The organism is Paraeggerthella sp. Marseille-Q4926, assembly GCF_916618935.1.
GTDB classification, from domain to species: Bacteria; Actinomycetota; Coriobacteriia; order Coriobacteriales; family Eggerthellaceae; genus Paraeggerthella; species Paraeggerthella hominis.
The window spans coordinates 452,478-476,461 of the sequence record NZ_CAKAKF010000001.1; the positions used below are offsets into that span (position 1 = coordinate 452,478).

Consider the following 23,984-nt stretch of genomic DNA (forward strand, 5'->3'; position numbering starts at 1 on the left):
GAAACGCGCGGCTTCCCGGGCTGACCGCAGTCCTGCGACCGGCGGCGGGATCCAGGCCCCGCCGCCGGTCGGGGCTTACTCCTGCGCTTTGAGCGCCAGGGCAAGCGGGACGCGCTTGATGCGCCTGGTGTGCAGAAACGCCACGACGGCGTACGTGGCAACGCCGATTGCCGCGATAAGCGCCAGGCGGTCGGCGGGCGCGTACGCCTCCATGTTGCCCCCGTATCCCGCGAGGGCAGCTCTGATCAGCGTCGATATACCCAGGACAACCAGGGGCAGGGATGCAAGGAGCGAGGCGATCACCACGGTTGTGATGGAATGCAGGTACAGCTTGTTGATCTCGCGGTTTCGGTAGCCGAACACCTTCATGTACGAAATGCTGCGCGCGCTTCGATCCAGTACCGTTTTCGTGAGCAGGTACATGAGCACCAGGTAGACAAGCGTGGCCGCTGCCGTCATCATGTCCATCACATGGCCCATCGAGTCTTGCATCTGGGCGCTGATCTTGTCCATGTCGGCAGGGGCAAGATCGCTTGCCAGATAGCGTTCGTCCAGGTTGAGGCTTTCGTTCGACACGTATCGTTCGACACGTATCCGTTGAAATAGCCGGCATCGTTGCCGAACAGCTCGTTGAAGTCCTCGATGCTCAAGAACACCGCCATGCACGAGGAGCTGCCCCAAAGCGAGCTGGGGGTCAGCTCGTAGGCTGCGCCGTCGAACTTGTTCGAGAATGTTTGCGGCTCTCCGGGTTTCAGCCCGCATTTCTGCGCCAATCCGCGTCCTACGGCCACCTTTCCCTCGCCGACGTCGACGTCGTTCCAGTAGCGGGATCCTTCCGCGATGCCGTACACGACGACCTCTTCGTTCCCCTGTGCCAAGCGGGCGGTTTCCAGGCGCCCTGCGGCGAACTTCTCGGCCTGCTCGATGACGCTGCGGTCGTTCGACTTCACGTTGACGGGGTGGGCTCCTTCCTGCACCGTCGAGGCTTTTTGCGCGAGCGCGGCAAGCTCGATCGGGTCCATGGCTTCAAGTTGGGACTGCTCGGTTGCGGCCAGCGCGGTTGCGGCTGCGAACGCCTCGCGCTCGTCGTCGGTCGCGTCGATTTCGAGCGGCGCCTTGAGCAGGTACTGGTGCTCGGCCACCAGATCGTTGCGCAGGGAATCGGCGTAGTGCTCGATGGTGGGCATCATGCACAGCCCGAACAACAGCAGCATGCTGGCGAACGCGATCCCCACGAACAGCGTGGTGAAGTGCGAAAGGTTGCGCAGGAACACGCGCAGCCTGAACCGCGCCGAAAAGCCAAGGCGCTCGGGAAGCTTCAGGGTTGCGCGCATGCCGGCCTTCGCCGTTTCGCGCCGTAGAAACATGAGCGGCGTGCAGCGCATCTTGCGCGCCAGTCCGACGGACGTGATTGCCATGAGCAGGAGAAACGGGATGACGGTGGTCAATCCGAAGGCGCGCCAGCTCCAGGCGGCAACGTAGGGCGGCAGGCTGTAGCTGTTGTAGTACAGGCCTTTCATGGGGTCGACCATGACGGTGTATCCCAGTACGTTGCCCGCCACGGCCGCCGCCAGGCCTACCAAGCAAGGTAGCGCCAGGTAATGCGCGATTAGCTCGCGTTTGCGGTATCCCGAGGCCAGAAGCGTGCCGATGACGGCGCTCTCTTCGTCGATGGCGGCCGAGGTCAGCACCACGAATACGAACGCCATGATGACGATGAGCAGAAACAGCATGGTCTCCCAGGTGACCTGATCGCCCGCCACGTCTTCGGCGGCGTAGGTGATCCCTTGGTTCGACGCGGCGTCCACCAGATCGGTCAGCAGGGCTCCGTGGCTGGCCAGCGCATCGGCGATGTCCTGCTCGGCGTCGATGCGCTCGGGCAGGGGCAAGGCGCGGTCGTCGAACAGGAAGGAGTAGACGTGGGAGACGCTCGCGCCTTCGAAGGACGCGAACGCGGCTCGGTCCACAACGGCGGTGCCGAACGTGAGCGTGTTCATGACGAAATCGGAGTTCTTTTCGAAAAGAGCCGCGTAGTCGGGAAGCGTCATGATGCCCGACACGGTCAGATCCCGCCCGCCCACGCGCACCGTATCGCCCGTTTCGATGCGGGCATGCTCCGCGAAGGTCCGATCGAGCGCGATCTCGTCGGCTCCCTGCGGGGCTTCGCCCTGCGCGTAGGCGGCCTCGTTGAAGCCGTTGCGGTTGAGGTGCACGCGCACCGTGGCGCTCGGTGCGTCGTCGCGCTCGAGCGGCAGGTCGTAGCTGAAGTTCTCGTGCACGGACGCGCCCAGGTCCTCGACGGCCGCAAGCGCTTCGGCGGGCGCTTCCCGGCTTGTTGTGAAGCGCCCGTCTTCGACGGCGTAGGCGTCGCGCATGCCGCCGGTGATGCGCTCGATGCTGCTGGCTGCTGCAAGGAAGCCGGACACGAGCGTGATGGAGATGGTCATGAGCAGGAAGATGCCCAGGTACCTGCCGAAGTTGTGCCTGAGCTCGCGCGGAAGGCGGCGGACAAGAGGGGTTGCCATGGCGCGCCTACCATTCCAGATCGCGCGCAGCGAGCACCTGCTGGTTGCGCGCGTCTTCGGCCAGGACCCCGTCGCGCAGCCGCAGGACGCGATGGGCCATGTGCCTGATAGCGTCGTTGTGCGTGACGATGACGATGGTGCAGCCGTAGTCGCGGTTGACCCGTTCCATCAACTCAAGTATCTCTTTCGAGGTTTGATAGTCCAACGCGCCCGTCGGCTCGTCGCACAGCAGCAGGCGAGGGTTTTTCACGAGCGCGCGCCCGATCGCGCAACGCTGCTGCTGCCCGCCCGATATTTGGCGCGGGAACTTTCCGCGATGGTCCCATAGCCCCAGCGAATGCAGCAGGTCGTCAAGGGGAAGCGGGCTTGCGCTGAGATGGCGGCACACCTCGATGTTCTCGCGCACGGTCAGGTCGGGGATCAGATTGTAGAACTGGAACACGAATCCCAGCTCGCGTCGGCGGTACTCGCCAAGCTCCTTGTCGGAAAGGCCGGTCAGCTCAACGCCTCCCACGCGGATGGAGCCCGAGTCGGCCGGCTCCAGCCCGCCTACCAGGTTGAGGAACGTGGACTTTCCCGAGCCCGAAGGCCCGAGCAGCGCGCATACGGCGCCCTGTTCGATGGTCGTGGCAATGTCCGAGAGCACGGTGGCGCGCGCTTCGCCTTCTCCGTAGTGCTTGCAAAGGCCGTCGACCGACAGGAAGACGGGGTCGATCGCCGGGCGTTCGCGGCGTTCGTCGGAGTCGGCGTCTTGCGCCTTGCGGTTTTCGTGGGGGTCGTGCTTCTTCGGGGGGAAGAAGGCTACTTGGTTGGACATGGGTTCTCGTTTCCCCGCGTGAGCGGCTTATAAGTTTACTAAGGCTAACATTTACCACAACGGAGAGGGAAACACAACGACAAGGGGGAATACGGGCGCGCGCAGCGCCTTGCTCGGCCGAGGAGGGCTCTGCGGCGCGGTGGAGGGCTGCGCGGGTCGGGCGGGTTGCGGGCCGCGCGCTCGGAAGGCGGTGAGGATCGAGCGGGCTTCGTCGCGTGCCGGGGAGGCGGCGCGGGTCGGGCGGGGACCGCGCGCGGCGCGCAGCGGTGAAACCGTGTTTTTGCCTCAACGGAAACGCGAAGGCTGCGTTGTCGCGCAAGCGACGTGGTAGGATTTCCCCTGAACCATGATCGAATTGCCGCATGCGAGGAGCAGCCAGTGCCGGAAAACCAGAACAACGTGCCGAACCCGACCAAAACCGTGATCGACGACGAGCAGTTGAAGCGGATGCTCAATCAAAGCGAGCCGTCCTTTTTCGAGCGAAACCGGTTTCGCATGGTCACGCTTATCCTGATCGCCCTCAACGTGATCGTGTTCGCGGTGGAGGCGGTGCTTTCGGGGTTCCGCGTGAACGTGTCGACGTCGGTGCTCGTGCAGATGGGCGCCATGTACGCGCCGTGGATGCAGTCGGCGGCCGACCTGTACCGGTTCGTGACGCCGATGTTCTTGCACATGGACCTCATGCACCTGGGGTTCAACATGGTTGCGCTCTACAGCGTGGGCGAAGTGCTCGAACGCGTGCTGGGCAAAGGGAACTTCCTGGCGCTGTACTTCATCGGCGGCATCACGGGCAACGCGGTGTCCTACGCCGCCGACGTGTTCCTAGGCGGTGGCTCGACGGTGAGCGCCGGCGCTTCTACCAGCGTGTTCGGCCTGTTCGTGGCCGTAGCCCTGCTGGGTTTGCTGCACAAGGGGAATCGCTCGATGTTCGCGCAGTACAGCAAGGGCATGCTGGGCATCATCGCGGTGAACGTCGCGTACACGTTCTTGGTGCCGGGAATCTCCGTGAGCGGGCACTTGGGCGGCGCGCTGGGCGGCCTGGTGGCCATGTTCATGGTGCCGGCGAAAAGCCTGCGCGTGCCCACCGTCGCGCGGGTGGCCGTGGGGGTTCTGTGGGTGGCTTCGCTGGTTTGGCTGCTGGCATCGCAGGGGCTGCTTTCCCTGTAGGGCGCGCACTGGCTTTCGGGAGGGTTTGCCCGACGTTCGCCGGCATGCGCCGACGTTCGCCGACGCCCGGAGGCGCGGCTTGCCGCCGCGCTATGCCAGGAACAGCTTGCGAACCTCGTCCATCAGCTGCTTTCGCATGAACACGAGCAGTCCCAGCAAGAACACGCTTGCTGCGAGCGCGCTCGAAAGCGCGGGGATCTCCCAGGTGGTAAGCCCCAGCGCGATGAGCGCAAGGGGAACCAGCCCCAGCACCACGTCGAAGAGCAGGTACTTCGCGTACCCGGCCACGAACGTGTCTTTGAACACGGCCACGAGCACCGTGTCGAACACCAGCGCCACCAGGCATATTCCCGGTATGACGAACGTGGTGACCAGCGTGTTTCCCGTGACCAGAAACCATGCTGCCGCAATGCCCAGCAAAATGAGGAAGTAGCGTACCACCACGCGCAAAAAGTCCGGCGAATGCGCAAGGATGTTGCGTACGAACAGGTAGTTCACCACCAACGCCACGCACACCGAAACCACGATGTCGCCCGGAAGCGACAGCATTCGTCCCAGAAACGCCATCACCAAAAGGCATGCTCCGCTCACGAAGGCCAAGACGCCAAGGGCCATGGCTCCCGACTTGCGCACTTCGTTTCGCGGAAACGCCGACGGCGTTGCCGTTCCGGCAAGCTCGGCTTGGCACAAGGGACAGCGATCGAGGTCGCCGGTGAATTCGACGCGGCACTTCTCGCAACGTCTCACGGTCGTTCCCTTTCTCCTTCGGGTGCGCCGTCGTCGGCGCCTTCTTCATGTGCGGGAACCTGGCCGCCCCATCGTTTGACCGAAGTCTCCAGTTTGGTTTCCAGGCGATCCTCGGCTACTTCTTCGCTTGTTTTGTTGATGTTGACGTACCCTTCGATGCCCTGGTCCGAGAAGTACCGGCAGAAGTTCTTGATCACGTCGGGGTTCGAGTACGTGGTGGATATGCCGATGCTCAGATCGTCTCCGAACGAGCACACCATGAAGTTGAGCCCGACGGTGGAGGTCAGCACGTTGACGTTGCGGATGAACGGGGCCAGGCGCTCGTCGACGCCGATAGCTCCCAGGCTTGATACGGTCGTCGTGGTTTCGCGCTCAACCATGCGGTCTGCCAGTTCGAGCGCGATGTCCTTCACGAACAGCGGGGCGAAGCGCAGGGCCGGGTGCTTTTCGAGCGCGATCATGCGGTTCATCCGCGGTTTGAGGTTTTCTGCCTCGGTCGCCACCTTCAGCTGGTCCTGCACGCGGGCGGCTACGACTTCCACGGGTTCGTCCTGATCGCCGGGCGTGTAGGACACGAAAGCCAAGCCGAAGAAGTTCTTGGTGGTGGCCGATTCGAAGATTCTCCGAAGGTCCACGGGCACGTCGATGCGAATGGCGCGATGGCGGTCGCGACGCGGCATCTCCGCGCGAATGGCGCACATCACCGCTGCGATCACAAGCGACGTCAGGCTCACTCCGTGCGAGCGCGCCAGGTCGAGCACGCGCTGCATGGGCAGGTGGTATTCCATGAACGTGGGGTCGGCCTTGTCGCGCCAGCCGGACAGCCGGTAGATCTTCGGCGCGCGCGTGCCCGCGGCCTTGTCCCGCTCAAAGTACTTGTCGAAGCTGTCCTCGTGCTTTTGGTGGTCAGATCCGTCGTATTCGAACGGCACCCCCTCCACGCCGTAGCGCTTTTGAATGTAGACGTGCAGCAGCATCTTGAAGAAGCTCAAGGAGCCGCGCCCGTCGGAGACGATGTGGGAAACCTCCAAGTTGATGCGGTTTCGATAATAGCTGACGCGGAACAGGACGCTTTTCGCGTCGACGTGCAGGCCGAAGCAAATCGGAAGGTTCTCGCGGCTGATTTCGGGCGGCTTCGGCGCTTGCTCCAGGTAGTGCCAAAACATGCCGCTGCGCAGGCACACGTTGAACCCGGGGAACGTGTCGACCGTCTTGTCGAGCGCGCGCTGCAGCGCCTGCGGGTCGACGTCGTCGACCAGCTCGGCTGCGTAGCGGAACACCGTTTGCGCGGAGCTGCCGGCTTGGGATGAGTAGAACTTGCCTACGTTGTCTAGTCGGTACCAAGTATTCCGAGCCACGCCGGTTTGTCCTCTCGCTTCAGGTCGGTGCCGTCAAGGAAGTGCCCGATGATCCGGTAGGTGTCTCTGACCGCGCCGACCACCGAAGGATACAGCAGGTACCCGTGCACGGCGTCGAGCACGCGGTAGCACTGCACGCTGCCGCCCTCCAGCTCCAAGCGCGCCGCGTATGCCTCGCCCTCGTCGCGCAGCGGGCAGTACTCGGCTGTGACCACCAGGGTGCGCGGCTGGTCCGAAAGGTCGGGATCGAGCAGCGGCGCGAAGTAGGGGTTGGCGTAATCGGTCGGCGACGAACGGTACAGCTCCATGTACCCGCGTATGTCGCGCCAGGTGAGCAGGTAGTCCTCGCCGTTTTCGCGCACCGAGTCGAACCATGAGGTTCGCGGGTCGTGATCGTCGTAGGTGACGGGGTAGAGCAGCACCTGCGTAGGCGGGCGAAACGCGCCGCGGTCGCGCGCCATGAGCGATACGACGGCGGCTAGATTTCCCCCTGCGCTGTCGCCGAGCAGCACGATGCGACGGGGATCGACGTCGGGCAGCAGCTTTCCCGCGAACAGCTGGCGCGTCACTTCGTAGCAGTCCTCGGAGGCCTGCGGGAATCGGTGCTCGGGCGCGCGCCGGTAGTCCACCGACACCACGCGCCGCTCGAGTTTGAGCGCCATGGTGGAGCAAGCGTCGGCGTAGAAGTCCACGTCGCCGTTGACCCAGCCGCCTCCATGGAAGAACAGGATGGTGCCGCGCCAGTCTTCGGACACCTTGAAGCCCGAAGCAAGCGAGAAGTCGATGTCGAGCGGCGTGAAGATGCGCAGGGGCACGCGGTAGTCGTCCGGCATGACGGCGAAGGCGTCGTCGACGCGGCAGCGGGGATTGGGTATGGCCAGCTTGGCGCTGAGGTCCTCGGCGGCGCGCTGCGCCTTGTAGAACTCTTTGATGTCGGGCCTGATCCGCGTGGCGGCTCGATAGGCTGCCAGGATGGCCTTGTTCATGGGCATGGTTCGTCGTCCTTTCGCGGAGACGGTGCCGCCCGGCGCGGTTGGCGCGGATCGGGCGGCGCGGCGGCGCGCCGCGTCGGTTCGTCTGAGCATCGTAGCACAAGCTTCGCGCGCGGGGCCTTTCGGAGCGAAGCCGACACATCGCTGCGGCGCATCGTCGCCCGGAATGCACCCGCCAGCCTTCGCCTTCGCCCGCGCTTGCCCGGCCGAATCCGCACGGGCGGCCGGGTGCGGGCGCGGGCGACGGCGGGCGAGGGGGCGGTTGCGCGGGCCGCTCGAAACCTGTACGTTTCGAGCGGCGATGACGTACTTGCGCGCCGCGGGGGCCGATTCGCCGCGCGCTTTGCTATGATGGCGAAAAACGATGATTCGCCGCGCCCGATCGAAGGGCGACGGCTGCATGAGACGAGGAGCGTGCTATGTACGGACTCAAAACGGAGGCGAGTTTCGATTCCGCCCATTTCCTGACCGATTACTATGGCAAGTGCGAGAACCTGCACGGCCATCGGTGGCGCACGGTGGTCTACCTGGAAACCGGCGAGCTCCAAACCGAAGGGACCATGCGCGACATGGTGCTGGACTTCGGCGTGTTCAAACGCGCGGTGCGCGATCTGGCGGAAGAGCTCGACCACACCTTCCTCGTGGAGGAGGGCTCGCTTGGCGAGGCCACGTTGGCCGCGCTCGCCGCAGAGGGCTTCAGCTTGACTGTGCTGCCGTTTCGCACTACGGCCGAGAACCTGGCGCGCTACGTTTGCGAACGCTTGACTGAGCAGGGCCTGCCCGTTTCGCAGGTGGACATGTACGAGACTCCGAACAACTGCGCCGTGTACCGCGCGCGCTGATGCGACCGCGAACGGCAACGCGCGAACCTTCCCGAAGAGCCTCCGAATCCAGATGTGAAGAAATTGTATACCTAGGCTAACTCCCCTTGTCGGCACGTATAAGTTCACCTAAGATAACTCACATCGAACGAGGCGCTGCCTTATCGATTGTGAATCCGCTGACCCGGCGGCAGAGGCTCCTCTCGTCTGGCCGACTGCCGCATCATGCAAGCGGAGGGAAGATCCCCCCTTCTTCCCTCCGCTTTTCTTGTTTCGACTGGATTCGGGCATAGGGGGAGGGGAAGGAGGCGGGTCGTGGAGCGAATGTCCATGTCCGGCGAAGATTACCTGGAGGCTATCGTCGAGCTGAGCGGTCCCGAGCGGGCCGTCGTGCGCTCGGTTGACCTAGCCGACGCGCTATCGGTTTCCAAAGCGTCGGTGAGCAAGGCGGTGATCGTGCTCAAACGTGAAGGCTATGTCGACCAGCAGCCTTACGGTGGCATCACCCTGACCGAGAAGGGGATGGCGTACGGCACCTCCGTGCTCGACCGCCATAAGCTTCTTCTGGCGTTCTTGACAAAGGTCATCGGCATCGATGAGGACGTCGCAGACGAGGAAGCCTGCAAGATGGAGCATGCCATTAGCGACGAGTCCTTCGAGCGTTGGGTCGCCTACGCTGACAGCATTGGCCTGAAGTGCTCCGAAAGGCCGCATTCGTAGCAGCACGGGTCCGCTTCTCTACCGTCCGCAGATTGAAAGTGTTACGAAATTGAATTCCGTGTTACGATGCGCGACGAAACGGTTGCACATCGTACGGAAGGAATATGCCATGCTGGACGAAACGTGGTGGACGCGGGCGGCGTCGTTTCATGGGCACACGTGCCCGGGGCTCGCTATAGGATTCAAAGCGTGCGAAGGGGCCATTGCGGAGCTGGGGCTCGATGCGGCGAAGCTTCCCGCCGTTGACGAGGAGATCGTGTGCGTGACCGAGAACGATGCGTGCGGCGTGGATGCCGTGCAGGTTGTTCTGGGCTGCACGTACGGCAAGTCGAACCTGATTCCGCGATTGCGCGGCAAGATGGCGTTCTCGTTCTTCGTGCGCGGCACCGACCGCGCCGTGCGCCTTGTGTTCACGGCCCGATCCGGCGAGAGAAGCCGCGACGAATTTCAATCGTACATCCTGAGCACGCCGTACGACCAGCTGTTCGACGTGGGGCTGCCCTCGTACGGTCTTCCGGAGCCTGCGCGGCTGTTCGCGTCGCAGGAGTGCGCGGTGTGCGGCGAATCGACGGCCGAGTACGGCCTGCGCGTGCAGCAGGGCGCTTTGGTGTGCCGCGATTGCTACGACGCGTACGCGCGGGAGGGAATCTGGTGATTCGGTCCCTGATGGCTGCCGAAGGCGATGCGGGCGTTTCGGCTTCGGCTTCGGCAGCTTCGGCTTCGGCGGCCTCGGCGCGCGGTTCGGGAAGGGCGGCGCATGCTCAGGCGCGCATCGAGCGACGGAACTGGCTGGTTGTCGCCGTGCTCGTTGCCGTGTGCGTCGCGGTTTCTCTGTGCGCGCTCGCAAGTGGCGCTTCCGACATGAACCCGCTAGCCAGCGCGCAGGCGCTGTTGGGGATCGGGTCTGCGCAGGATGTCATGACCGTGCGATCCATTCGTCTGCCGCGCGTGCTGTGCGCTATCGTTTCCGGCGCCGGCCTGGCGCTGGCGGGAGCTGTGCTGCAAAGCGTTCTGGAGAATCCGCTCGCATCCGCATCGACCGTGGGGATTTCCCAGGGAGCTGCCTTCGGCGCCACGCTGGCCCTTCTTGTGGTGGCTCCTGTTGTGGCGGGCGCTTCCACGGGGATCGGCATGGGCGCCGTCGCCCTGTTCGCGTTCGCTGGCGCCTTGGCGTCGAGCGCGGTGGTGCTGCTGTTCTCGCGGCTGGGGTCTTCCAGCCCGGAGAGCATCGTGCTGGTGGGCGTTGCGCTTTCGGCTTTGTGGGCGGGCGCGTCGACCATCATCCAGTATTTTTCGGACGACCTTGCCCTGACGAAAGTGATCTTTTGGCAGTTCGGCGACCTGGGCCGCGCAACGTGGTCTCAAATCGGCTTCATGGCCCTGGTGGGTGCTGCGTGCGCGCTGTACTTTTTCGCGAATCGCTGGAACTACAACGCGTTGCAAAACGGCGGCCAGGTTGCGGGCGGCTTGGGCGTGAACGTGGTGCCTTGCCGCGTGCTGGGCGTTGTGGCGTCTACGGTCATGGCGGCGGCGATGGTGTCGTTCGTGGGGCTTGTCAACTTCATCGGGCTCATTGCCCCTCATATCGCTCGCCGCCTTGTGGGCAACGACTACCGCTTCTTGCTGCCGGCATCGCTTGTCCTGGGGTCGATCATCATGCTGGCCAGCGACCTTACGGCGCGCATGGTCATATCGCCCGTAGTGCTCCCCATTGGCGCCATCACGTCGTTTCTGGGCGCGCCGCTGTTTTTGTACCTGCTGTACAAGGGGTGCAAGCGATGAGGTGCGAGCAGTTGGGGAAGGGCGATCCTGCCGTGAGCGTCGAGGAGGCGCGGGCACTGCTCCAGGAGGTGTTCGACGCTCCTGCGGCCGATTCGCGAATCCCCGAGCGCCCCGTGCTGTCCGCCGAGGCGGTGGCGTATGCGTACCCCGCTGCCGAAAAGCCGGTGTTTCGCGGCATCGACGTGCAGGCGACCGCGGGGTCGATGCTGGCCATCCTGGGAAACAACGGAGCAGGGAAGTCTACGCTGCTCAACGTTTTGGCGGGCATCGTTCGCCCGAGCGAGGGGTCGGTGAAGGTCGATGGTCGCGACGTCGCGTCGCTCGGCCGCCGCGACGTCGCCCGCCGCATTGCCTTGGTTGCGCAGCAGCAGCGTATCCCTCACTTGAGCGTGTACGACCAGGTGCTGTTGGGGCGAAAGCCGCATGTTTCGTGGTCGTTGTCCGATCGCGATCGCCGGGTGGTGTCCGCTATGATCGAGCGTCTGGGGCTTGAGCGATTCGCCGCGCGCTATCTTGACGAGCTGTCCGGAGGCGAGCGTCAGAAGGTGTTCATCGCCCGTGCGCTTGCGCAGGAGCCGAAGGTTTTGCTGCTCGACGAGCCCACGAGCGCGCTCGATCCGAAGAACCAGCTGGAGGTTTTGGGCATCGTGCGCGACGTGACCGCTTCGGAGTCCATCGCTTCGGTGCTGGTGATCCACGACATCAACCTGGCATTGCGATTCTGCGATCGTTTTTTACTGGTGCGCGATGGCTGCGTGGTGGCGTACGGCGACCGCGAGGCGGTGACCGACGAGGCTCTGTCGGCCACGTACGACGTGGGCTTCAAGGTGGACGCGGTGGGCGACGTTCCGGTAGCCGTGCCGCTTGGCTGACGGCGCGGCGCAACGGGTGCTCGCTATCGTTCGCGGTCGCAAGGCGCGCCCGCTTTCATTGTCGATCCAAAAACACGTTTTCGGGGCCGAAAACGTGTTTTTGGATCGACAATTCCCGGAGCCGACCGCGAACGAGCGAGGTGACGGGTGCCGCCGTCCCGTTGCGCGGGCGCGCAACGGGACGTTCGGGTGCTCGACGCCGAGGTCGAGCACCCGAACGCACGAATGCGGGAGGTTGCGCGGCTGCTCCGTAGCCCTGCGGCCGTGCTCGGGCGCTACAGGCTTGCCAGATCGATCTGCTTGAATTCGCACCCTTCGGCGGCAAGGTCGCTCGAAAGCCTGGCTCCCAAGAAGAACTCCGTGATCTCGTCGAGCTTTTGCGTGGGATCGATGTCGGCGAACTGCGCGGGGTAGACGGTTGCTCCTACTTGGTAGCAGTTTGCCAAGGCCAGCTCGATGTTGGTGGCGTAGAAGCGATAGGCGATGAGCGTGCTCACCTTGCCGTCCTGCACCGCCTTGAGCGCGGAGAAGTAGGAGGGATTGGCTTCGTAGTCCTCTTTCACGAGCGGCAGGTTCCCGCTTTCGACGAACACGTAGTCGGGCTGTGCGCTGGAGATGGCTTCGAGGTCGATGTCGAAAGCTCCGCTCGCGCCGTTCACGTCGGCGACGTTCTTCACGTTGGTCGCTTGGAAGGGCGGGAAGTTCGCTTCCGTTCCCGCGAAGCCGTGGCCGCCGCGGAAGCTGATGCCGGCTGCGTACGCCGTTTTGACCTGGTCGGCGGGAAGGCCAGCCGTGCGCTTCTCGAGGTCTGCGCGCGTGTCCTCCATGTAGCGGACGATGTCCGCCGCGCGCTCCTGCTTGCCAACGATGCTTCCAACCAGGTTGACGTTGTCGTAGAACGCCTGGTCGAACACCACGTTGCTCAAGGTCAGGCACACTACGGGAACGCCGGTCCTTTCTTGGAGGGCGTCGGCGGCGTCTTTGTCGATCGAGGCGAACACGACGTCGGGCGCCGCTTGCATGATGGCTTCTTCGTTCGGGGTGGTTCCCTTCGACCCTCCGTCGCCGATGACGGGCAGGTTCTTGAACGTTTCGTGGTTGACATGGCGATAGCTGCAGGTGACGTTGTCCTTCAGCTCGGACTGCTCCACGCCGACCACCTTGTCTGCGGCGTTCAGGTACGAGATCAGCCGCAGCGAGCTCGATCCGATGCCTATGAGGCGTTGCGCTTCGGCGGGGACTTCGACGCTGCGACCGAGCATGTCGGTAACCGTGACGGTTTGCGAAGTTGCCGGGGGATCCTGCTGTGCGCTCTCGGTTTGTCCGGCGCCGCATCCTCCTAGGCATAGGATGCTGATCGCGGCGGCCAGCAGCACCGCGGCGATCAGCCGAAGCCGTTTCGTCGTTTTCAGTTGGGGCATGTTGATTCCTTTCGTTTAGGCCTCCCTCTTGCGCGATGGTAACACGGAATAGAAATTCGTAACATTAAATTAATACTAAATCGGAATTCGTAACACCAAGAAGAGCGAGCGGTTGCGGGCGTTGCGCTGCTCATGCGTGCTCGACGTTTGCCTCGGGCAACTTTCTGTGCCCCAAGGCGCCCGTTTCGCGGTACCATGGTTGCGAGCAAAAGACGAGAGACGGCGGCTCGGCGGGGGATTCGCCGCAGCCGCGCAAGGAGACGCATTGGGCACCCTGAACAACCTGCCCATTGGGAAGGCCGCCACGGTGGTGGGGGTTGGCGGCGAAGGATCGCTTCGCCAGCACTTCCTGGACATGGGCATTATTCCGCAAGTCGACATCGCCATGGTGAAGCATGCTCCCATGGGCGATCCCGTGGAGGTGCGCGTCCACGGCTACGAGCTGACGCTGCGTTTGGACGATGCGCAGAAGATCGAGATCGACGATGTGCGCGAAGCCAGCGAACCTCGTCGGGAGCCGCTTGCGCGGCGCCCCTTGCCTCACCCGGGTTTGGGCGAGGGCGGGAAGTTCCACGACAAGGCCGCCGAAAGCCCGCTGCCCGAAGGAACGCCGCTCACCTTCGCTCTCGTGGGAAACCAAAACTGCGGCAAAACAACCCTGTTCAATCAGCTGACCGGAGCGAACCAGCACGTGGGCAACTTCCCCGGGGTGACGGTCGACCGCAAGGACGGCGTGGTCAAGGGGCATCCCGAGGCGTTGGTAACGGATCTTCCGGGCATCTACTCGATGTCGCCCCACTCGAGCGAAGAGGTGGTTACCAGGCGGTTTTTGCTGGAGGATCGTCCGCGCGGCATCATCAACATCGTGGACGCCACCAATATCGAGCGCAACCTGTACCTGACCATGCAGCTGCTTGAGCTGGACATACCCATGGTGCTGGCCCTTAACATGATGGACGAGATGGAGGGCAACGGCGGCACCGTCCTGGTGAACGAGATGGAAGAGCTGCTGGGCATTCCGGTGGTTCCCATTTCGGCGTCCAAGAACGCGGGCATCGAGGAGCTGGTGGAGCACGCGCTGCATGTGGCGCGTTTCCAGGAGCCGCCCGTTCGCCAGGACTTCTGCGCGGCTGACGAGCATGGCGGCGCCGTGCACCGCTGCCTGCACGGCATCATGGCGCTGATCGACGACCATGCCGAGCGCGCGGGCATTCCGCCGCGGTTCGCCGCCAGCAAGCTGGCGGAGGGCGACGCGCTTGTTTTGGAGAAGCTGCATCTGGATCAAAACGAGAAGGACATGCTCGACCACATCGTGGCCCAAATGGAGGCTGAACGCGGTCTCGACCGCGCGGCGGCTATCGCCGACATGCGTTTCTGCTTCATCGGGCGCGTGTGCGAAGACACGGTGGTCAGGCCGCACGAGAGCCGCGAGCATGCGCGCAGCATGCTTGTCGATCGCGTGCTGACCGGCACCTATACGGCCATACCTGCCTTTGCGGCCATCATGGCGCTTGTGTTCTGGCTTACGTTCGACGTGGTGGGCGCCTGGCTTTCGGAGGTTCTGGACGCCGGCATCGGGTGGCTTACCGACGTGACCGCCGCTGCGCTGACCGCCGCCCAGGTGAACGAGGGGCTGCGATCGCTTGTCATCGACGGCGTGTTCAACGGGGTGGGAAGCGTGCTCAGCTTCCTGCCGATCATCGTCACGCTGTTCTTCTTCCTGTCGCTTCTTGAAGATTCCGGCTACATGGCGCGCGTGGCGTTCGTCATGGACAAGCTGTTGCGCAAGATAGGCCTGTCGGGGCGCAGCATCGTGCCCATGCTGATCGGATTCGGGTGCACGGTTCCGGCCGTGATGGCGTCGCGCACGCTGCCGTCCGAACGGGATCGCAAGATGACCATCCTGCTCACTCCGTATATGAGCTGTTCGGCTAAGCTGCCCATTTACGCGTTCTTCACGGCGGCGTTCTTCCCGACGAGCGGGGCCTTGGTGATGGTGGGCCTGTATTTCGGCGGCATTGCGGTGGGCGTGCTGGTGGCGCTGGCGTTGCGCCGCACGTTGTTCTCGGGCGAGGCCGTGCCGTTCGTCATGGAGCTGCCGAACTACCGCATGCCCAGCGCGCGCAGCGTCGGTCAGCTGCTGTGGGAGAAGGCGAAGGATTTCCTGGAGCGCGCCTTCACGGTCATTTTCGTGGCGACCATCGTCATCTGGTTCTTGCAGACGTTCGACTTCGGCTTGAACATGGTGGCGAGCTCCGAGGACAGCATGCTGGCCGTGGTGGCCGGCTGGATCGCCCCGGTGTTCGCGCCGCTCGGATTCGGGGATTGGCGGATTTCGACGGCGCTCGTCACCGGCTTCATGGCCAAGGAAAGCGTCGTGTCCACGCTGTCCATCCTGTTCGGCAGCACGGCGAGCCTGGTTGCCGTCATGAGCTCCGTGGCCGCGTTGGCTTTGCTGGTGTTCTGCCTGCTGTACACGCCGTGCGTGGCGGCGGTGGCGGCGGTGAAGCGCGAACTGGGCGGGAAGTGGGCGCTCGGCGTGGTGTTCGGCCAGTTGGCGGTGGCGTGGGTTGCCGCGTTCGTCGTGCACGGCGTGGGAACGCTTGCGGTGGACGCCGGAGAGAACGCGTGGACGCTGGCGGTGGGAGCGCTGGTGGCGGTGCTCGTCGTGCTGGCTTTGGCGCGCATGCGCTCGCGCCGCGCGAGGGGAAGCGGATGCGGGTCGTCGTGCGATGGCTGCGAAGGCTGCGCGCAGGTGCCGGTGCCGCGCGCGGTTGACGGGGACGGCGGGTCGTTCGAATCCGAGCCTGCGCGCGCCGATGCGCAGCATGACGATCGGGCGCGAAGGCGCTAGAGCTTCAACGAAGGCGAAACGGGCGGCATCGAGGCTGCCCGCCGCCCTGCCGCGTCGAGCCGTTCGCGCGGGCGGCCATGCGAACGCGTGCTTGGGAATACGGGAGGATTGACTGCTGATGGTCGAGATGGACGGTGCGGCGTTGGGCTGCATTCTCGTGGTGGAGGACGACCCCGACATCAACGCGCTGCTGGGCACCGTCATGACGCGGGCCGGCTATCGCGCGGTGCATGCGTATTCGGGCACCGAGGCGCGGCTTCATCTGGAGCGCGAAGCGTTCGACCTGGTTTTGCTGGACATGATGCTGCCGGGCATGGACGGCCCGGAGCTGATCGCGTTCATGCGCGGCGATCGGGGGCTGAAGACGCCCGTCATCGTGGTGTCGGCAAAGGCGGGGCTGTCCGACAAGGTGGACATGCTGGCACAGGGCGCCGACGATTACCTGGTGAAGCCGTTTCAGCCCGAAGAACTGGTCGCGCGCGTGCAGGCCGTGCTGCGGCGCGCGGGCGCCGCGTTGCCGGCAGAGCGCGAGGAGTCGTACTCGTTCAAGAACCTGCGCCTCGATGCGGCTACGCGCCGGGTGTTTCTCGGTGGCGAGGAGGTGGCGCTGACCGCGCACGAGTTCGATATTCTGCACGTGCTTATGCAGGCGCCCGACAAGGTGTTTTCGCGCGAGCTGCTGTACGAGCTGGTATGGAAGAGCGGCTACTACGGCGAGGACAACACGGTCAACGTGCACGTGAGCAACATCCGCAAGAAACTTGCTGCCGTCGAGCCGGATGAAGAGTACGTCAAAACCGTTTGGGGCATCGGTTTCAAGCTGTCGTGAGTCTTTTCGGGGGTCCGGACGGGGCTGGTGGGATTGACGGGGGCGAACGCCTCAATTCGCCACGGAGGTTTCCAGGTTCTGTCAAAACGGACGAGTTTTGCGGGGATTTTTCGCCTCTTGCAGGCAGGTTGCCAAGGGGCGTTTTTCATCATGCCTGTTCAGAGGCTTGCGCGTTGCATTTATCCTGACTTGAGGACCAGCAAAACTCGTTCGTTTTGACAGAACCTCGATGAAGAGGGTGTGGCGGAGCGACGACGGGAAAAGGATGTGACGGGACGAGCGCGTGGTTCGTCGGGCTCGGGCGGCTCGGCGGGTTCGACGGCGCGTCGGCCTCCTGCCGAAAGCTCGACGCGCGATCGCATCTTTATTCTTTCTTTATCCTTTCTTGAGGACTTATTTCACGTCGGGGCGGTAAGGTTCTCTCGTGCGATGGCGAGCCGAGATCGACGAGGTCCGCCCATTGCGAAGCGACGATGTGGAAAGGCAAGCGGAAACCATGGAATCGGTTATCGAGACAAGAGGGCTGACGAAGCGCTACGGCGACGTTCGCGCGCTCGAGGATGTGAGCGTCATCGTGCGCCGCGGCGAGGTGTTCGGCCTGGTGGGAGACAACGGAGCCGGTAAATCGACTCTGTTCAAGCTGCTGTGCGGCCTTGCGTTTCCCACCGAGGGCGAACTGCGCCTGCTCGGCGCGAGCGCGCCGCGCGACCTTGAGCGGCAGCGGGCGCGCATCGGGGTCGTCATCGAGCAGCCCGGCTTCTATCCGGCCTTGAGCGTGGAGAAGAACTTGGAATGCTGCCGCATCCGCAGGGGCGTTCCCGGCAGGGACGCGGTTTCGCGCGCGCTCGACACCGTGGGGCTGTCGTACGCGAAGGACCGTGCGTGCCGCGACCTGTCGATGGGCATGAAACAGCGGTTGGGCCTGGCCATGGCGTTGTTGGGGGAGCCGGAGGTGCTTATTTTGGACGAGCCGACGAACGGGCTCGATCCCAGCGGCATCGTCGAGATGCGCGTTCTTCTGCAAAGGCTCAATCGGGAAAAGGGCATCACCGTGGTGGTGTCGAGCCATCATCTGGCCGAGCTTGAGCAGATGGCCACGGTCTACGCGTTTTTGAGCAAGGGCCGGCTTTTGGAGCAGGTGGGCGCCGAGGAGCTTCGTGTGCGCTGCGCCGACTGCATAGACATCGCCGTGTCGGACGCCCCGCGCTACGCGGTTCTTTTGGAAACCGAGCTGCACCACGACCGCTACCAGGTTCTTCCTGACTCCACGGTTCGCATTCTCGATCCGCGGCACGGCATCGAGGCGTTCAGCGCGCTGGCGAGCGCGCACGGCATGGGCGTTTCCAAGCTGGAACGTCGGAAGATGTCGCTTGAGCAGTACTATCTGGAAATGAAGGAGCAGGGGGCAACATGCTGCTGAACTATATGAAAAGCGAGTGGTACCGCATTGCGCGGAGCAAGGAAGGATACCTGCTCGTGGGCGTTTTGTGCGCGATCGTGCTGGCTGCGAACGTGCTTCTGGCCGTCATGGCCGGCACGCCCGACTTCCCGTACGCCACCGCGCGTTTTTCACTCAGCAACGTGATCATGTCGCTGGGGGCGTTGTTTTTCATGGCCGGGCTGCTGGTTTGGCTGTTGTTCGGCGACGATCGCAAGAACGGCACGCTCAAAAACGAGATAGCCCAAGGGCTTGCGCGGCGCGACCTGTTCGCAGGCAAGTGCCTGGTGTCGATTGCGTGGGGCTTGATGGGGCTGGCGGTCATCCTGATCGTGTACGTTGGCAGCGCGGCGCTGCTTCTGGAAGGCCCCGTTTTAGAACCTGCGACGCACCTGGTCAAAGGCGTGCTCTCGGCTTTGCCGTTCACGGTGGCGTGCGTGGTGCTGGCAGTTGCCGCGTGCATCGTCTCGCCGAAGCCCGCCAACGCGTTTATGATATGGTTGACCGTCGTGTGCCTGGTTCCCGTGGCGCTCGACGCGGTGGGCCGCGTGGTCGAGCCGGTGGCCGTGCTTGCCAGCTGGATGCCGTACAACTTCTTCGCGAACGAGGTGCTCATCAACATGAGCGGCGCGGCGGAGTTCTTATGGGATACGCCGCAAGGCTTGGCGAAGTGCCTGATCTCCGGGTTCGCGGGCATCGCGGCGTTCTCGGTGGCGGGCTTGTGGCGCATTGGAAAAACGGAACTGTAGCGGAAGGGGGAGGGCATGCCGAACGGGGCGTTCGCTATCGCGCTGCTGCTCGCGCTGGGCGCGGCGGCATGGTTCGGCATGCGCTGCTTCGCGCTCAAGCGGTCGCTGCGTCGCGCCGATCGCGAGCTGCGCGACATCGTCGAGCATCTGGAGGACAACCGCATCGTGAAGATGCCGTGTCCCGACCGCGATCTGGAAGCCTTCCTGCGCACCGTGAACCGCGCGCTTGACGGCATCCGCCGCCAGTCGGTGCTCTACGCGCGTCGCGAGGTTCAGCTGAAGGAGCAGATCGAGCGTATAAGCCACGACTTGCGCACGCCGCTCACTTCGATCCAGGGCTACTTGGCGCTTGTCGATGCGGGGCCTTTGAGCGAAGAGGATCGTGCGGCGCTTGCCACGGTCGAGCGCAAGGCGGAATCGCTGCAGCGCCTGATCGCGCAATTCTACGAGCTTTCGCGCGTGCGCGGCGAGGGGTTTTCCCTGGAGCTTGCAAAGGTGGACGCGGCAAGGCTGCTGCGCGAATCGATCGCGGGACAGTACCGGTTGCTGGAGAGGCGGGGGACGAGCGTGCGCGCGTCCATCCCGGACGGCCCGCTTTTCGCGCGCGCGAACGCCGATGCCGTGGAGCGCGTGTTCGCGAACCTGGTGCACAATGCCGGCAAGTACGCGGAAAGCTGTTTTGTCGTGGATGCGGCGTACGCGCGCGAAGGATCGGCGCCGTGCGACGGCTGGGTGACGGTGTCGTTTGCCAACGATGCCGAAGGCATCGACGAGCACCAGGTTGCGCGCTTGTTCGAGCCGTTTTACACGGTCGACGCCGCCCGATCCCAGGAAAGCTCCGGATTAGGGCTTTCGATCGCGCGTCACCTGGTGGAACGTATGGGCGGCACGCTTGATGCGCGCGTCGAAGCACGCGACGCGTCGACGTGGATCGTGTTCGAGGCTAGATTGCCCGCTTGCCCAAGCGATTCTCGGTAGACGCTCGGGGTGGCGCCGTAAATGCGCGCGAACAGCTCGGCCAGCCGTTCGGGACGATAGCCCACGGTTGCGGCAGCTTGCGCGACGGACGCGCCGCTCGAGGCGAGCAGTTCGGCCGCGCGTGCACACCGTTTTCTCTGACGGTATTCGACGATGGTGCACCTGTAGGCTTGCTTGAATGCTCGACGCAGCTTCGTTTGCCCCATGCACGCGATGCGCGTCAGTTCAAGGGCGCTGACGGGATCGGCCAGCCGTTCGTTGAGGCGTTTCCGAACGCGTTCGATCGCGCGGGCGTCTTCGCGCGAAAGCGCGCTTGCGAACGGGCTTCTTGCTTCGTCGGCGCCCGACCGCGCGGCTAGGCTGCGCGACTTGTCCACCACAAGGGCTACCGCCTCCTCCACCTTGCTTCGATAGAACAGCCGTGCCGATGCCCCCGTGCCGCGGTACGCTTCGATTTGCTTCATCAGCACGATCATCTCGGAAAAATCGGTCAGTCCGTCAATGCTTGCGAACGCATCTTCGGCGGAAAAGGACTCTCCGCGATATATCGCGCCCAGGTAGCGTTCGTAAAAGGGCGGCGTCAGCATGATGCCCACGCTGTGCAGAAGCTGGCCTGCTTTGTGGGAGGAGTTCCAAGAGCATCCTTTGGTGGCTGCCCCTCCAAGTACGGGGCTTTTACGACGAGCCCCGTGTCCTGCCTGACGTACGATCCTGCTTGCAGGTAGCTCACCGACACGAGTCGCGGATGAAGGCAATGCTGCTGAAAATCTCGGCGAAATCTCATCGAGGTGACCGATACGGCGAAATCCCGATTCGCGTACACCCAATAGTAGCCGGATGCCTGGTCTTCGGGCGCGTAAAAGAAGCGCCCTTCGCGCAGCGGCGTAGCGTGCCCGTCGGCGCTCGTGCGCGGAGCTTCGCGCATGTTCAGGTCGCGTACGCAGGGCAGCACGATGTCTTGCATGATATTGAACGTAGAGCCTTCCTGTCGATTCAACGCGACCTCCTTGCGATTCGACGCGTTTGCTCTCTTGCGCTTGCGCGTTGCTTGCATGACTCATAAGTTAGATAAAGTTAACATAAAAGGAGGAACGTGCGGCATCGCATGCCGTCGTTCGCAATAGTCACACGTTCCGAAGGAGACGCCATGACTCGTCAGCAAGAAAAGCGCGCCGTTATGCTTGAGCAATCGCCCGGAAGGCTGATGGCGTCGTTGAGCCTTCCGGGCATCGTCGGCATGCTCGTCATAGGCTTGTACACGTTCGTCGATGCCATATACGCCGGTCAGCTTATCGGCGTGGACGCCATGGGCGCCGTTTCGGTAGCGTATCCGTTCACGTTCGTCAGCTCTGGCCTGGCGGCCATGATCGGCATGGGGTCGGCTTCGGTGCTCTCTCGCGCCATCGGCGCGTGCGACCAGCGAACCATCGAAAAGGTCATGGGAAACCTTGTGGTTGCTAGTGTGGGATTTTCCCTGGTCATCACGGTGGTCGGCGTTATGTTCACGCGGCCGTTGCTGATGCTGACGGGCGTTGAGGGCCCGATGCTCGACATGGCCGTGTCCTACCTGCGCATTCTTTTCATGGGAAGCTTGTTCGTCAACTTCGCGCAAAGCTCGAACATGGTCATGCGCGGCGAAGGCGAGCTTGTTCGCGCTATGGCCATCATGGGCGGCGGTGCGGTTCTGAACATGGTGCTGGCTCCGTTGTTCATCCTTGCCTTGCGCGATCAGGGGCTGGGCATCGAAGGAGCGGGCATTGCCACCGTGCTTTCCCAGGTTGTTCTGGGAGGGGTCATGCTGTGGTGGTTCGTCAAGCGCGAGAAAACGGCGCGTATCGGACGGTTGGCCATTGATCGAGACGTTATGTCCGAAGTTCTGAAGGTGGGCGTGTCGGCTTTTCTCATGCAGGTGCTGACGCTGGTTCAGCAGGCCGTCGTGTACCGAGCCGCAGCTGAATGGGGCGGACCTGAATGGCAGGTGCTTTTCGGCGCCGCCATGCGCATCCAGGCGTTCGCCTTCATTCCCCTGTGGGGCATGAGCAACGGCTACCAGCCGGCGGTTGGAACGAACTTCGGCGCGGGAAGGTACGACCGCGTGCGCAAGGTGACGGCGGCTTTCTGTTTGGGATCGACGGGCTTGGCCTTGGTGTTCTGGATTCCCGCCATGCTGGCTCCGCACGCGGCGCTTTCGCTTTTCATTACCGACCCGGCCATCGTGGCCATGGGCGCGCAGGATTTCCGCATCCTGTTCTTCCCGTACGTTGCCATGGGGGCTATGGTCATGGGCATTACGCTGCTGCAGGCCGTTGGGCAGGGAGGCAAGGCGACCGTCCTTGCGCTGGCGCGCCCCATCCTTCTGTTCATTCCGCTGGTGCTGGCCGTTCCCCGCATTGCCGGTCTGGGCATTCACGGCGTGTGGCTGGCCTGCATGCTGACCGACTCCCTGTTGGCGGTGGCTACGGTCATCGTGATGGTCTCGACGCTTCGCCGGATAGGATCGGGCGCTCGGTCTGCTGGCGCATGCGAGGCGCCGCCTGATAACGAGGGTCTTGCGCAAGCGTAGGGCCTTGCGGGACGGACGGGTCGGGCGGGACGCAAGGCGTTGCGAGCGCCTCGCGCCGCTCGGCTCGGCTCGGACTCCGCTCGGCTCGGCTCGGACTCCGCTCGGCTCGCCCTTCGTTTGCAAGCGAGCGGCGGGCGCGCTAGCGTGAAGCGGCGTTGACGGCGGCCACGGCTCCGTCGGCTACGGCGGTGGCCACCTGCCGCACCTGCTTCACGCGAATGTCGCCGGCGGCGTACACGCCGGGCAGCGCGGTTTCCATGCGCTCGTTCGTGGGGATGTACCCGTCTTGCAGCACCAGCTGGTCCGCGTAGAGCTGGGTGTTGGGGGCGCAGCCCGCGTATACGAACACTCCGCAGCCGGGATCTTCGATTGTGCGCGCGCTGCCGTCTGCGAGCGATACGAGGTCGATCGCCTCCACGCGGTCGGCGCCGTGCAGGGCACCGACGGCCGTGAAAGGGATCACTTCGATCGCGGGGGTTGCTGCCACCTTGCGGCGGAATTCGTCGACGCAGGCAAGTTCGCGCTCCACGCACACGATGCGAACGCGATGCGCGAAGCGCGCGAGGAACAGCGCTTCTTTGACCGCTCCGTCCGCACCTCCGATGACGTAGACGCTCTTTCCGCGATAGGCGGCCCCGTCGCGCGCGGCGTTGAGTCCGCAGCCCTTTCCCGTCAGCTCGACTTCGCCGGGCACGTCCAAGACGCGCGGCGTGCCGCCGTTTGCCAGCACGATGCGCGGCGCGCGGTAGACGTCCGTGCCGGTGCTGATCGTTTTGACCTCGTCGGCAAGCGCAACGCGTCGAACCTGTTGGTACGCGATGTCGACGCCCGCCGCGATCGCCTGGTCTTGCAGCCTCCGCGCGAACGCGGCGCCGGATTCCGCTTCGGGCATTCCGGCGTAATGGGTGACGGTCGATACGCTTCCGATGATGCCGCCCACCGACTCCCGCTCCAGCACAAGCGTCTTGAGGCCGCGGCTGACTGCGTAGATGCCGGCGCTGATGCCCGCCGGTCCCGCTCCTACGATGACGATGTCGTAATCGTGCATGATGATGCCTCCTTCGCATGGCGTTTCGTCCATTGTAGGCGCGCGTGCTTCCGGGGTGCCCGCACCTTTGCTTATCTGCCTATAACGATGCGTTATGGATGCGGTCGGGGTGCGGTGGCTGCTTTGCAGGCGCTTGGATCGCAAGTCCCTGCCGATCCGCGGGCGGCGCTTGTCGCGTCGGCAGCGCCCGGAAAAGCGGCCCGCACGTCTGCTTTTCGCGCAGGCGGCGCAGGTTAGCCGCTATCATGGGCTTGTTGAGAAACCCGATTGCCGACGGCATCCGTCGCTCTATCAGGAGGAAGG

General features: G+C 63.9%; 22 protein-coding genes. 12 read left to right on the top strand and 10 right to left on the bottom strand.

All coding sequences use genetic code 11. The features are described 5' to 3' along the window. Positions 1 to 75 precede the first annotated feature (75 nt). The 3 genes from LG373_RS01840 to LG373_RS01850 are packed head-to-tail and all read right to left on the bottom strand — an operon-like array spanning position 76 to position 3,342. Positions 76 to 576: an FtsX-like permease family protein gene (locus tag LG373_RS01840; protein ID WP_225748820.1), complete on the bottom strand. Its 501-nt coding sequence runs from the start codon at positions 574 to 576 to the stop codon at positions 76 to 78. After that, positions 468 to 2,525 (bottom strand): FtsX-like permease family protein, encoded by a 2,058-nt coding sequence (locus LG373_RS01845; protein WP_225748821.1) that lies wholly within the window; start codon positions 2,523 to 2,525, stop codon positions 468 to 470. The genes LG373_RS01840 and LG373_RS01845 overlap by 109 nt, the downstream gene beginning before the upstream one ends. Positions 2,526 to 2,532: 7 nt before the next feature. Continuing rightward, a complete protein-coding gene (locus LG373_RS01850; protein ID WP_225748822.1) occupies positions 2,533 to 3,342 on the bottom strand; it encodes an ABC transporter ATP-binding protein in 810 nt (269 codons plus the stop codon). A 378-nt stretch (positions 3,343 to 3,720) separates the two neighbouring features. Between LG373_RS01850 and LG373_RS01855 the strand changes: the two genes are divergently transcribed. Next, positions 3,721 to 4,509 (top strand): rhomboid family intramembrane serine protease, encoded by a 789-nt coding sequence (locus LG373_RS01855; protein ID WP_225748823.1) that lies wholly within the window; start codon positions 3,721 to 3,723, stop codon positions 4,507 to 4,509. Positions 4,510 to 4,599: 90 nt separating this feature from the next. Here LG373_RS01855 and LG373_RS01860 read toward each other — a convergent pair whose 3' ends face one another. Genes LG373_RS01860 through LG373_RS01870 form a run of 3 tightly spaced genes read right to left on the bottom strand, consistent with a single transcriptional unit; the run spans position 4,600 to position 7,606 of the window. Beyond that, positions 4,600 to 5,256 carry a DUF6320 domain-containing protein gene (locus LG373_RS01860; RefSeq protein WP_114566824.1) on the bottom strand — a complete coding sequence of 219 codons (657 nt, stop codon included), beginning with the start codon at positions 5,254 to 5,256 and terminating at the stop codon, positions 4,600 to 4,602. After that, positions 5,253 to 6,614, bottom strand: a complete 1,362-nt coding sequence (locus tag LG373_RS01865) for an alcohol acetyltransferase (protein WP_114566825.1) — start codon at positions 6,612 to 6,614, stop codon at positions 5,253 to 5,255. Before LG373_RS01865 ends, LG373_RS01860 begins: the two co-directional genes overlap by 4 nt. Beyond that, positions 6,587 to 7,606: an alpha/beta hydrolase gene (locus tag LG373_RS01870; protein ID WP_225748824.1), complete on the bottom strand. Its 1,020-nt coding sequence runs from the start codon at positions 7,604 to 7,606 to the stop codon at positions 6,587 to 6,589. The genes LG373_RS01865 and LG373_RS01870 overlap by 28 nt, the downstream gene beginning before the upstream one ends. Positions 7,607 to 8,025: 419 nt before the next feature. On the opposite strand from LG373_RS01870, the gene LG373_RS01875 reads away from it, so the two are divergent. The 5 genes from LG373_RS01875 (at position 8,026) to LG373_RS01895 (ending at position 11,801) form a co-directional block, all read left to right on the top strand. Further along, complete coding sequence (locus LG373_RS01875; protein WP_114566826.1) at positions 8,026 to 8,448, top strand: 6-carboxytetrahydropterin synthase; 423 nt, start codon at positions 8,026 to 8,028, stop codon at positions 8,446 to 8,448. A 303-nt stretch (positions 8,449 to 8,751) separates the two neighbouring features. After that, a complete protein-coding gene (locus tag LG373_RS01880) occupies positions 8,752 to 9,147 on the top strand; it encodes a metal-dependent transcriptional regulator (RefSeq protein WP_181792559.1) in 396 nt (131 codons plus the stop codon). 109 nt (positions 9,148 to 9,256) lie between these two features. Beyond that, positions 9,257 to 9,802, top strand: a complete 546-nt coding sequence (locus LG373_RS01885; RefSeq protein WP_114566828.1) for an FmdE family protein — start codon at positions 9,257 to 9,259, stop codon at positions 9,800 to 9,802. Beyond that, positions 9,799 to 10,929: an iron ABC transporter permease gene (locus LG373_RS01890; RefSeq protein WP_225748825.1), complete on the top strand. Its 1,131-nt coding sequence runs from the start codon at positions 9,799 to 9,801 to the stop codon at positions 10,927 to 10,929. The genes LG373_RS01885 and LG373_RS01890 overlap by 4 nt, the downstream gene beginning before the upstream one ends. Continuing rightward, on the top strand, positions 10,926 to 11,801 hold the full coding sequence (locus LG373_RS01895; protein WP_225748826.1) for an ABC transporter ATP-binding protein: 876 nt from the start codon (positions 10,926 to 10,928) through the stop codon (positions 11,799 to 11,801). The genes LG373_RS01890 and LG373_RS01895 overlap by 4 nt, the downstream gene beginning before the upstream one ends. Positions 11,802 to 12,076: 275 nt before the next feature. On the opposite strand, the gene LG373_RS01900 is transcribed toward LG373_RS01895, so the two are convergent. Further along, positions 12,077 to 13,222, bottom strand: coding sequence for an ABC transporter substrate-binding protein (locus tag LG373_RS01900; protein ID WP_225748827.1), 1,146 nt, complete (start codon positions 13,220 to 13,222; stop codon positions 12,077 to 12,079). A 265-nt stretch (positions 13,223 to 13,487) separates the two neighbouring features. On the opposite strand from LG373_RS01900, the gene feoB reads away from it, so the two are divergent. The 5 genes from feoB to LG373_RS01925 all read left to right on the top strand — a co-directional run bounded on the left by feoB (position 13,488) and on the right by LG373_RS01925 (position 20,070). Further along, positions 13,488 to 16,076 (top strand): ferrous iron transport protein B, encoded by a 2,589-nt coding sequence (gene feoB / locus LG373_RS01905; RefSeq protein ID WP_225748828.1) that lies wholly within the window; start codon positions 13,488 to 13,490, stop codon positions 16,074 to 16,076. A gap of 118 nt (positions 16,077 to 16,194) precedes the next feature. After that, positions 16,195 to 16,905 (top strand): response regulator transcription factor, encoded by a 711-nt coding sequence (locus LG373_RS01910; RefSeq protein WP_225748829.1) that lies wholly within the window; start codon positions 16,195 to 16,197, stop codon positions 16,903 to 16,905. A 496-nt stretch (positions 16,906 to 17,401) separates the two neighbouring features. Next, positions 17,402 to 18,325 carry an ABC transporter ATP-binding protein gene (locus LG373_RS01915; protein WP_225748830.1) on the top strand — a complete coding sequence of 308 codons (924 nt, stop codon included), beginning with the start codon at positions 17,402 to 17,404 and terminating at the stop codon, positions 18,323 to 18,325. Continuing rightward, a complete protein-coding gene (locus LG373_RS01920) occupies positions 18,316 to 19,092 on the top strand; it encodes an ABC transporter permease (RefSeq protein ID WP_225748831.1) in 777 nt (258 codons plus the stop codon). Before LG373_RS01915 ends, LG373_RS01920 begins: the two co-directional genes overlap by 10 nt. 15 nt (positions 19,093 to 19,107) lie before the next feature. Next, on the top strand, positions 19,108 to 20,070 hold the full coding sequence (locus tag LG373_RS01925; RefSeq protein ID WP_225748832.1) for a sensor histidine kinase KdpD: 963 nt from the start codon (positions 19,108 to 19,110) through the stop codon (positions 20,068 to 20,070). Here the strand turns inward: LG373_RS01925 and LG373_RS01930 are convergent. Together LG373_RS01930 and LG373_RS01935 are read right to left on the bottom strand one after the other, a co-directional pair. After that, positions 19,956 to 20,657: a helix-turn-helix domain-containing protein gene (locus LG373_RS01930; RefSeq protein WP_225748833.1), complete on the bottom strand. Its 702-nt coding sequence runs from the start codon at positions 20,655 to 20,657 to the stop codon at positions 19,956 to 19,958. The two genes, LG373_RS01925 and LG373_RS01930, sit on opposite strands and share 115 nt — an antisense overlap. Next, entirely contained in the window at positions 20,651 to 21,067 is a 417-nt protein-coding gene (locus tag LG373_RS01935; protein WP_225748834.1) for a hypothetical protein, read from the bottom strand. Before LG373_RS01935 ends, LG373_RS01930 begins: the two co-directional genes overlap by 7 nt. A gap of 150 nt (positions 21,068 to 21,217) precedes the next feature. Between LG373_RS01935 and LG373_RS01940 the strand changes: the two genes are divergently transcribed. Beyond that, positions 21,218 to 22,633: an MATE family efflux transporter gene (locus LG373_RS01940; protein WP_225748835.1), complete on the top strand. Its 1,416-nt coding sequence runs from the start codon at positions 21,218 to 21,220 to the stop codon at positions 22,631 to 22,633. Positions 22,634 to 22,772: 139 nt separating this feature from the next. On the opposite strand, the gene LG373_RS01945 is transcribed toward LG373_RS01940, so the two are convergent. Beyond that, positions 22,773 to 23,681, bottom strand: coding sequence for an NAD(P)/FAD-dependent oxidoreductase (locus LG373_RS01945; RefSeq protein WP_225748836.1), 909 nt, complete (start codon positions 23,679 to 23,681; stop codon positions 22,773 to 22,775). Between the last annotated feature and the right edge of the window lie 303 nt (positions 23,682 to 23,984).

Coding starts and splice junctions, on each gene's coding strand:
- LG373_RS01900 (WP_225748827.1), bottom strand. CDS start 13,222: ATGCCCCAACTGAAAACGACGAAACGGCTTCGGCTGATCGCCGCGGTG.
- LG373_RS01940 (WP_225748835.1), top strand. CDS start 21,218: ATGACTCGTCAGCAAGAAAAGCGCGCCGTTATGCTTGAGCAATCGCCC.
- LG373_RS01910 (WP_225748829.1), top strand. CDS start 16,195: ATGGTCGAGATGGACGGTGCGGCGTTGGGCTGCATTCTCGTGGTGGAG.
- LG373_RS01885 (WP_114566828.1), top strand. CDS start 9,257: ATGCTGGACGAAACGTGGTGGACGCGGGCGGCGTCGTTTCATGGGCAC.
- LG373_RS01930 (WP_225748833.1), bottom strand. CDS start 20,657: ATGCTGACGCCGCCCTTTTACGAACGCTACCTGGGCGCGATATATCGC.
- LG373_RS01915 (WP_225748830.1), top strand. CDS start 17,402: ATGGAATCGGTTATCGAGACAAGAGGGCTGACGAAGCGCTACGGCGAC.
- LG373_RS01920 (WP_225748831.1), top strand. CDS start 18,316: ATGCTGCTGAACTATATGAAAAGCGAGTGGTACCGCATTGCGCGGAGC.
- LG373_RS01880 (WP_181792559.1), top strand. CDS start 8,752: ATGTCCATGTCCGGCGAAGATTACCTGGAGGCTATCGTCGAGCTGAGC.
- LG373_RS01845 (WP_225748821.1), bottom strand. CDS start 2,525: ATGGCAACCCCTCTTGTCCGCCGCCTTCCGCGCGAGCTCAGGCACAAC.
- LG373_RS01850 (WP_225748822.1), bottom strand. CDS start 3,342: ATGTCCAACCAAGTAGCCTTCTTCCCCCCGAAGAAGCACGACCCCCAC.
- LG373_RS01925 (WP_225748832.1), top strand. CDS start 19,108: ATGCCGAACGGGGCGTTCGCTATCGCGCTGCTGCTCGCGCTGGGCGCG.
- LG373_RS01870 (WP_225748824.1), bottom strand. CDS start 7,606: ATGCCCATGAACAAGGCCATCCTGGCAGCCTATCGAGCCGCCACGCGG.
- LG373_RS01875 (WP_114566826.1), top strand. CDS start 8,026: ATGTACGGACTCAAAACGGAGGCGAGTTTCGATTCCGCCCATTTCCTG.
- LG373_RS01945 (WP_225748836.1), bottom strand. CDS start 23,681: ATGCACGATTACGACATCGTCATCGTAGGAGCGGGACCGGCGGGCATC.
- LG373_RS01895 (WP_225748826.1), top strand. CDS start 10,926: ATGAGGTGCGAGCAGTTGGGGAAGGGCGATCCTGCCGTGAGCGTCGAG.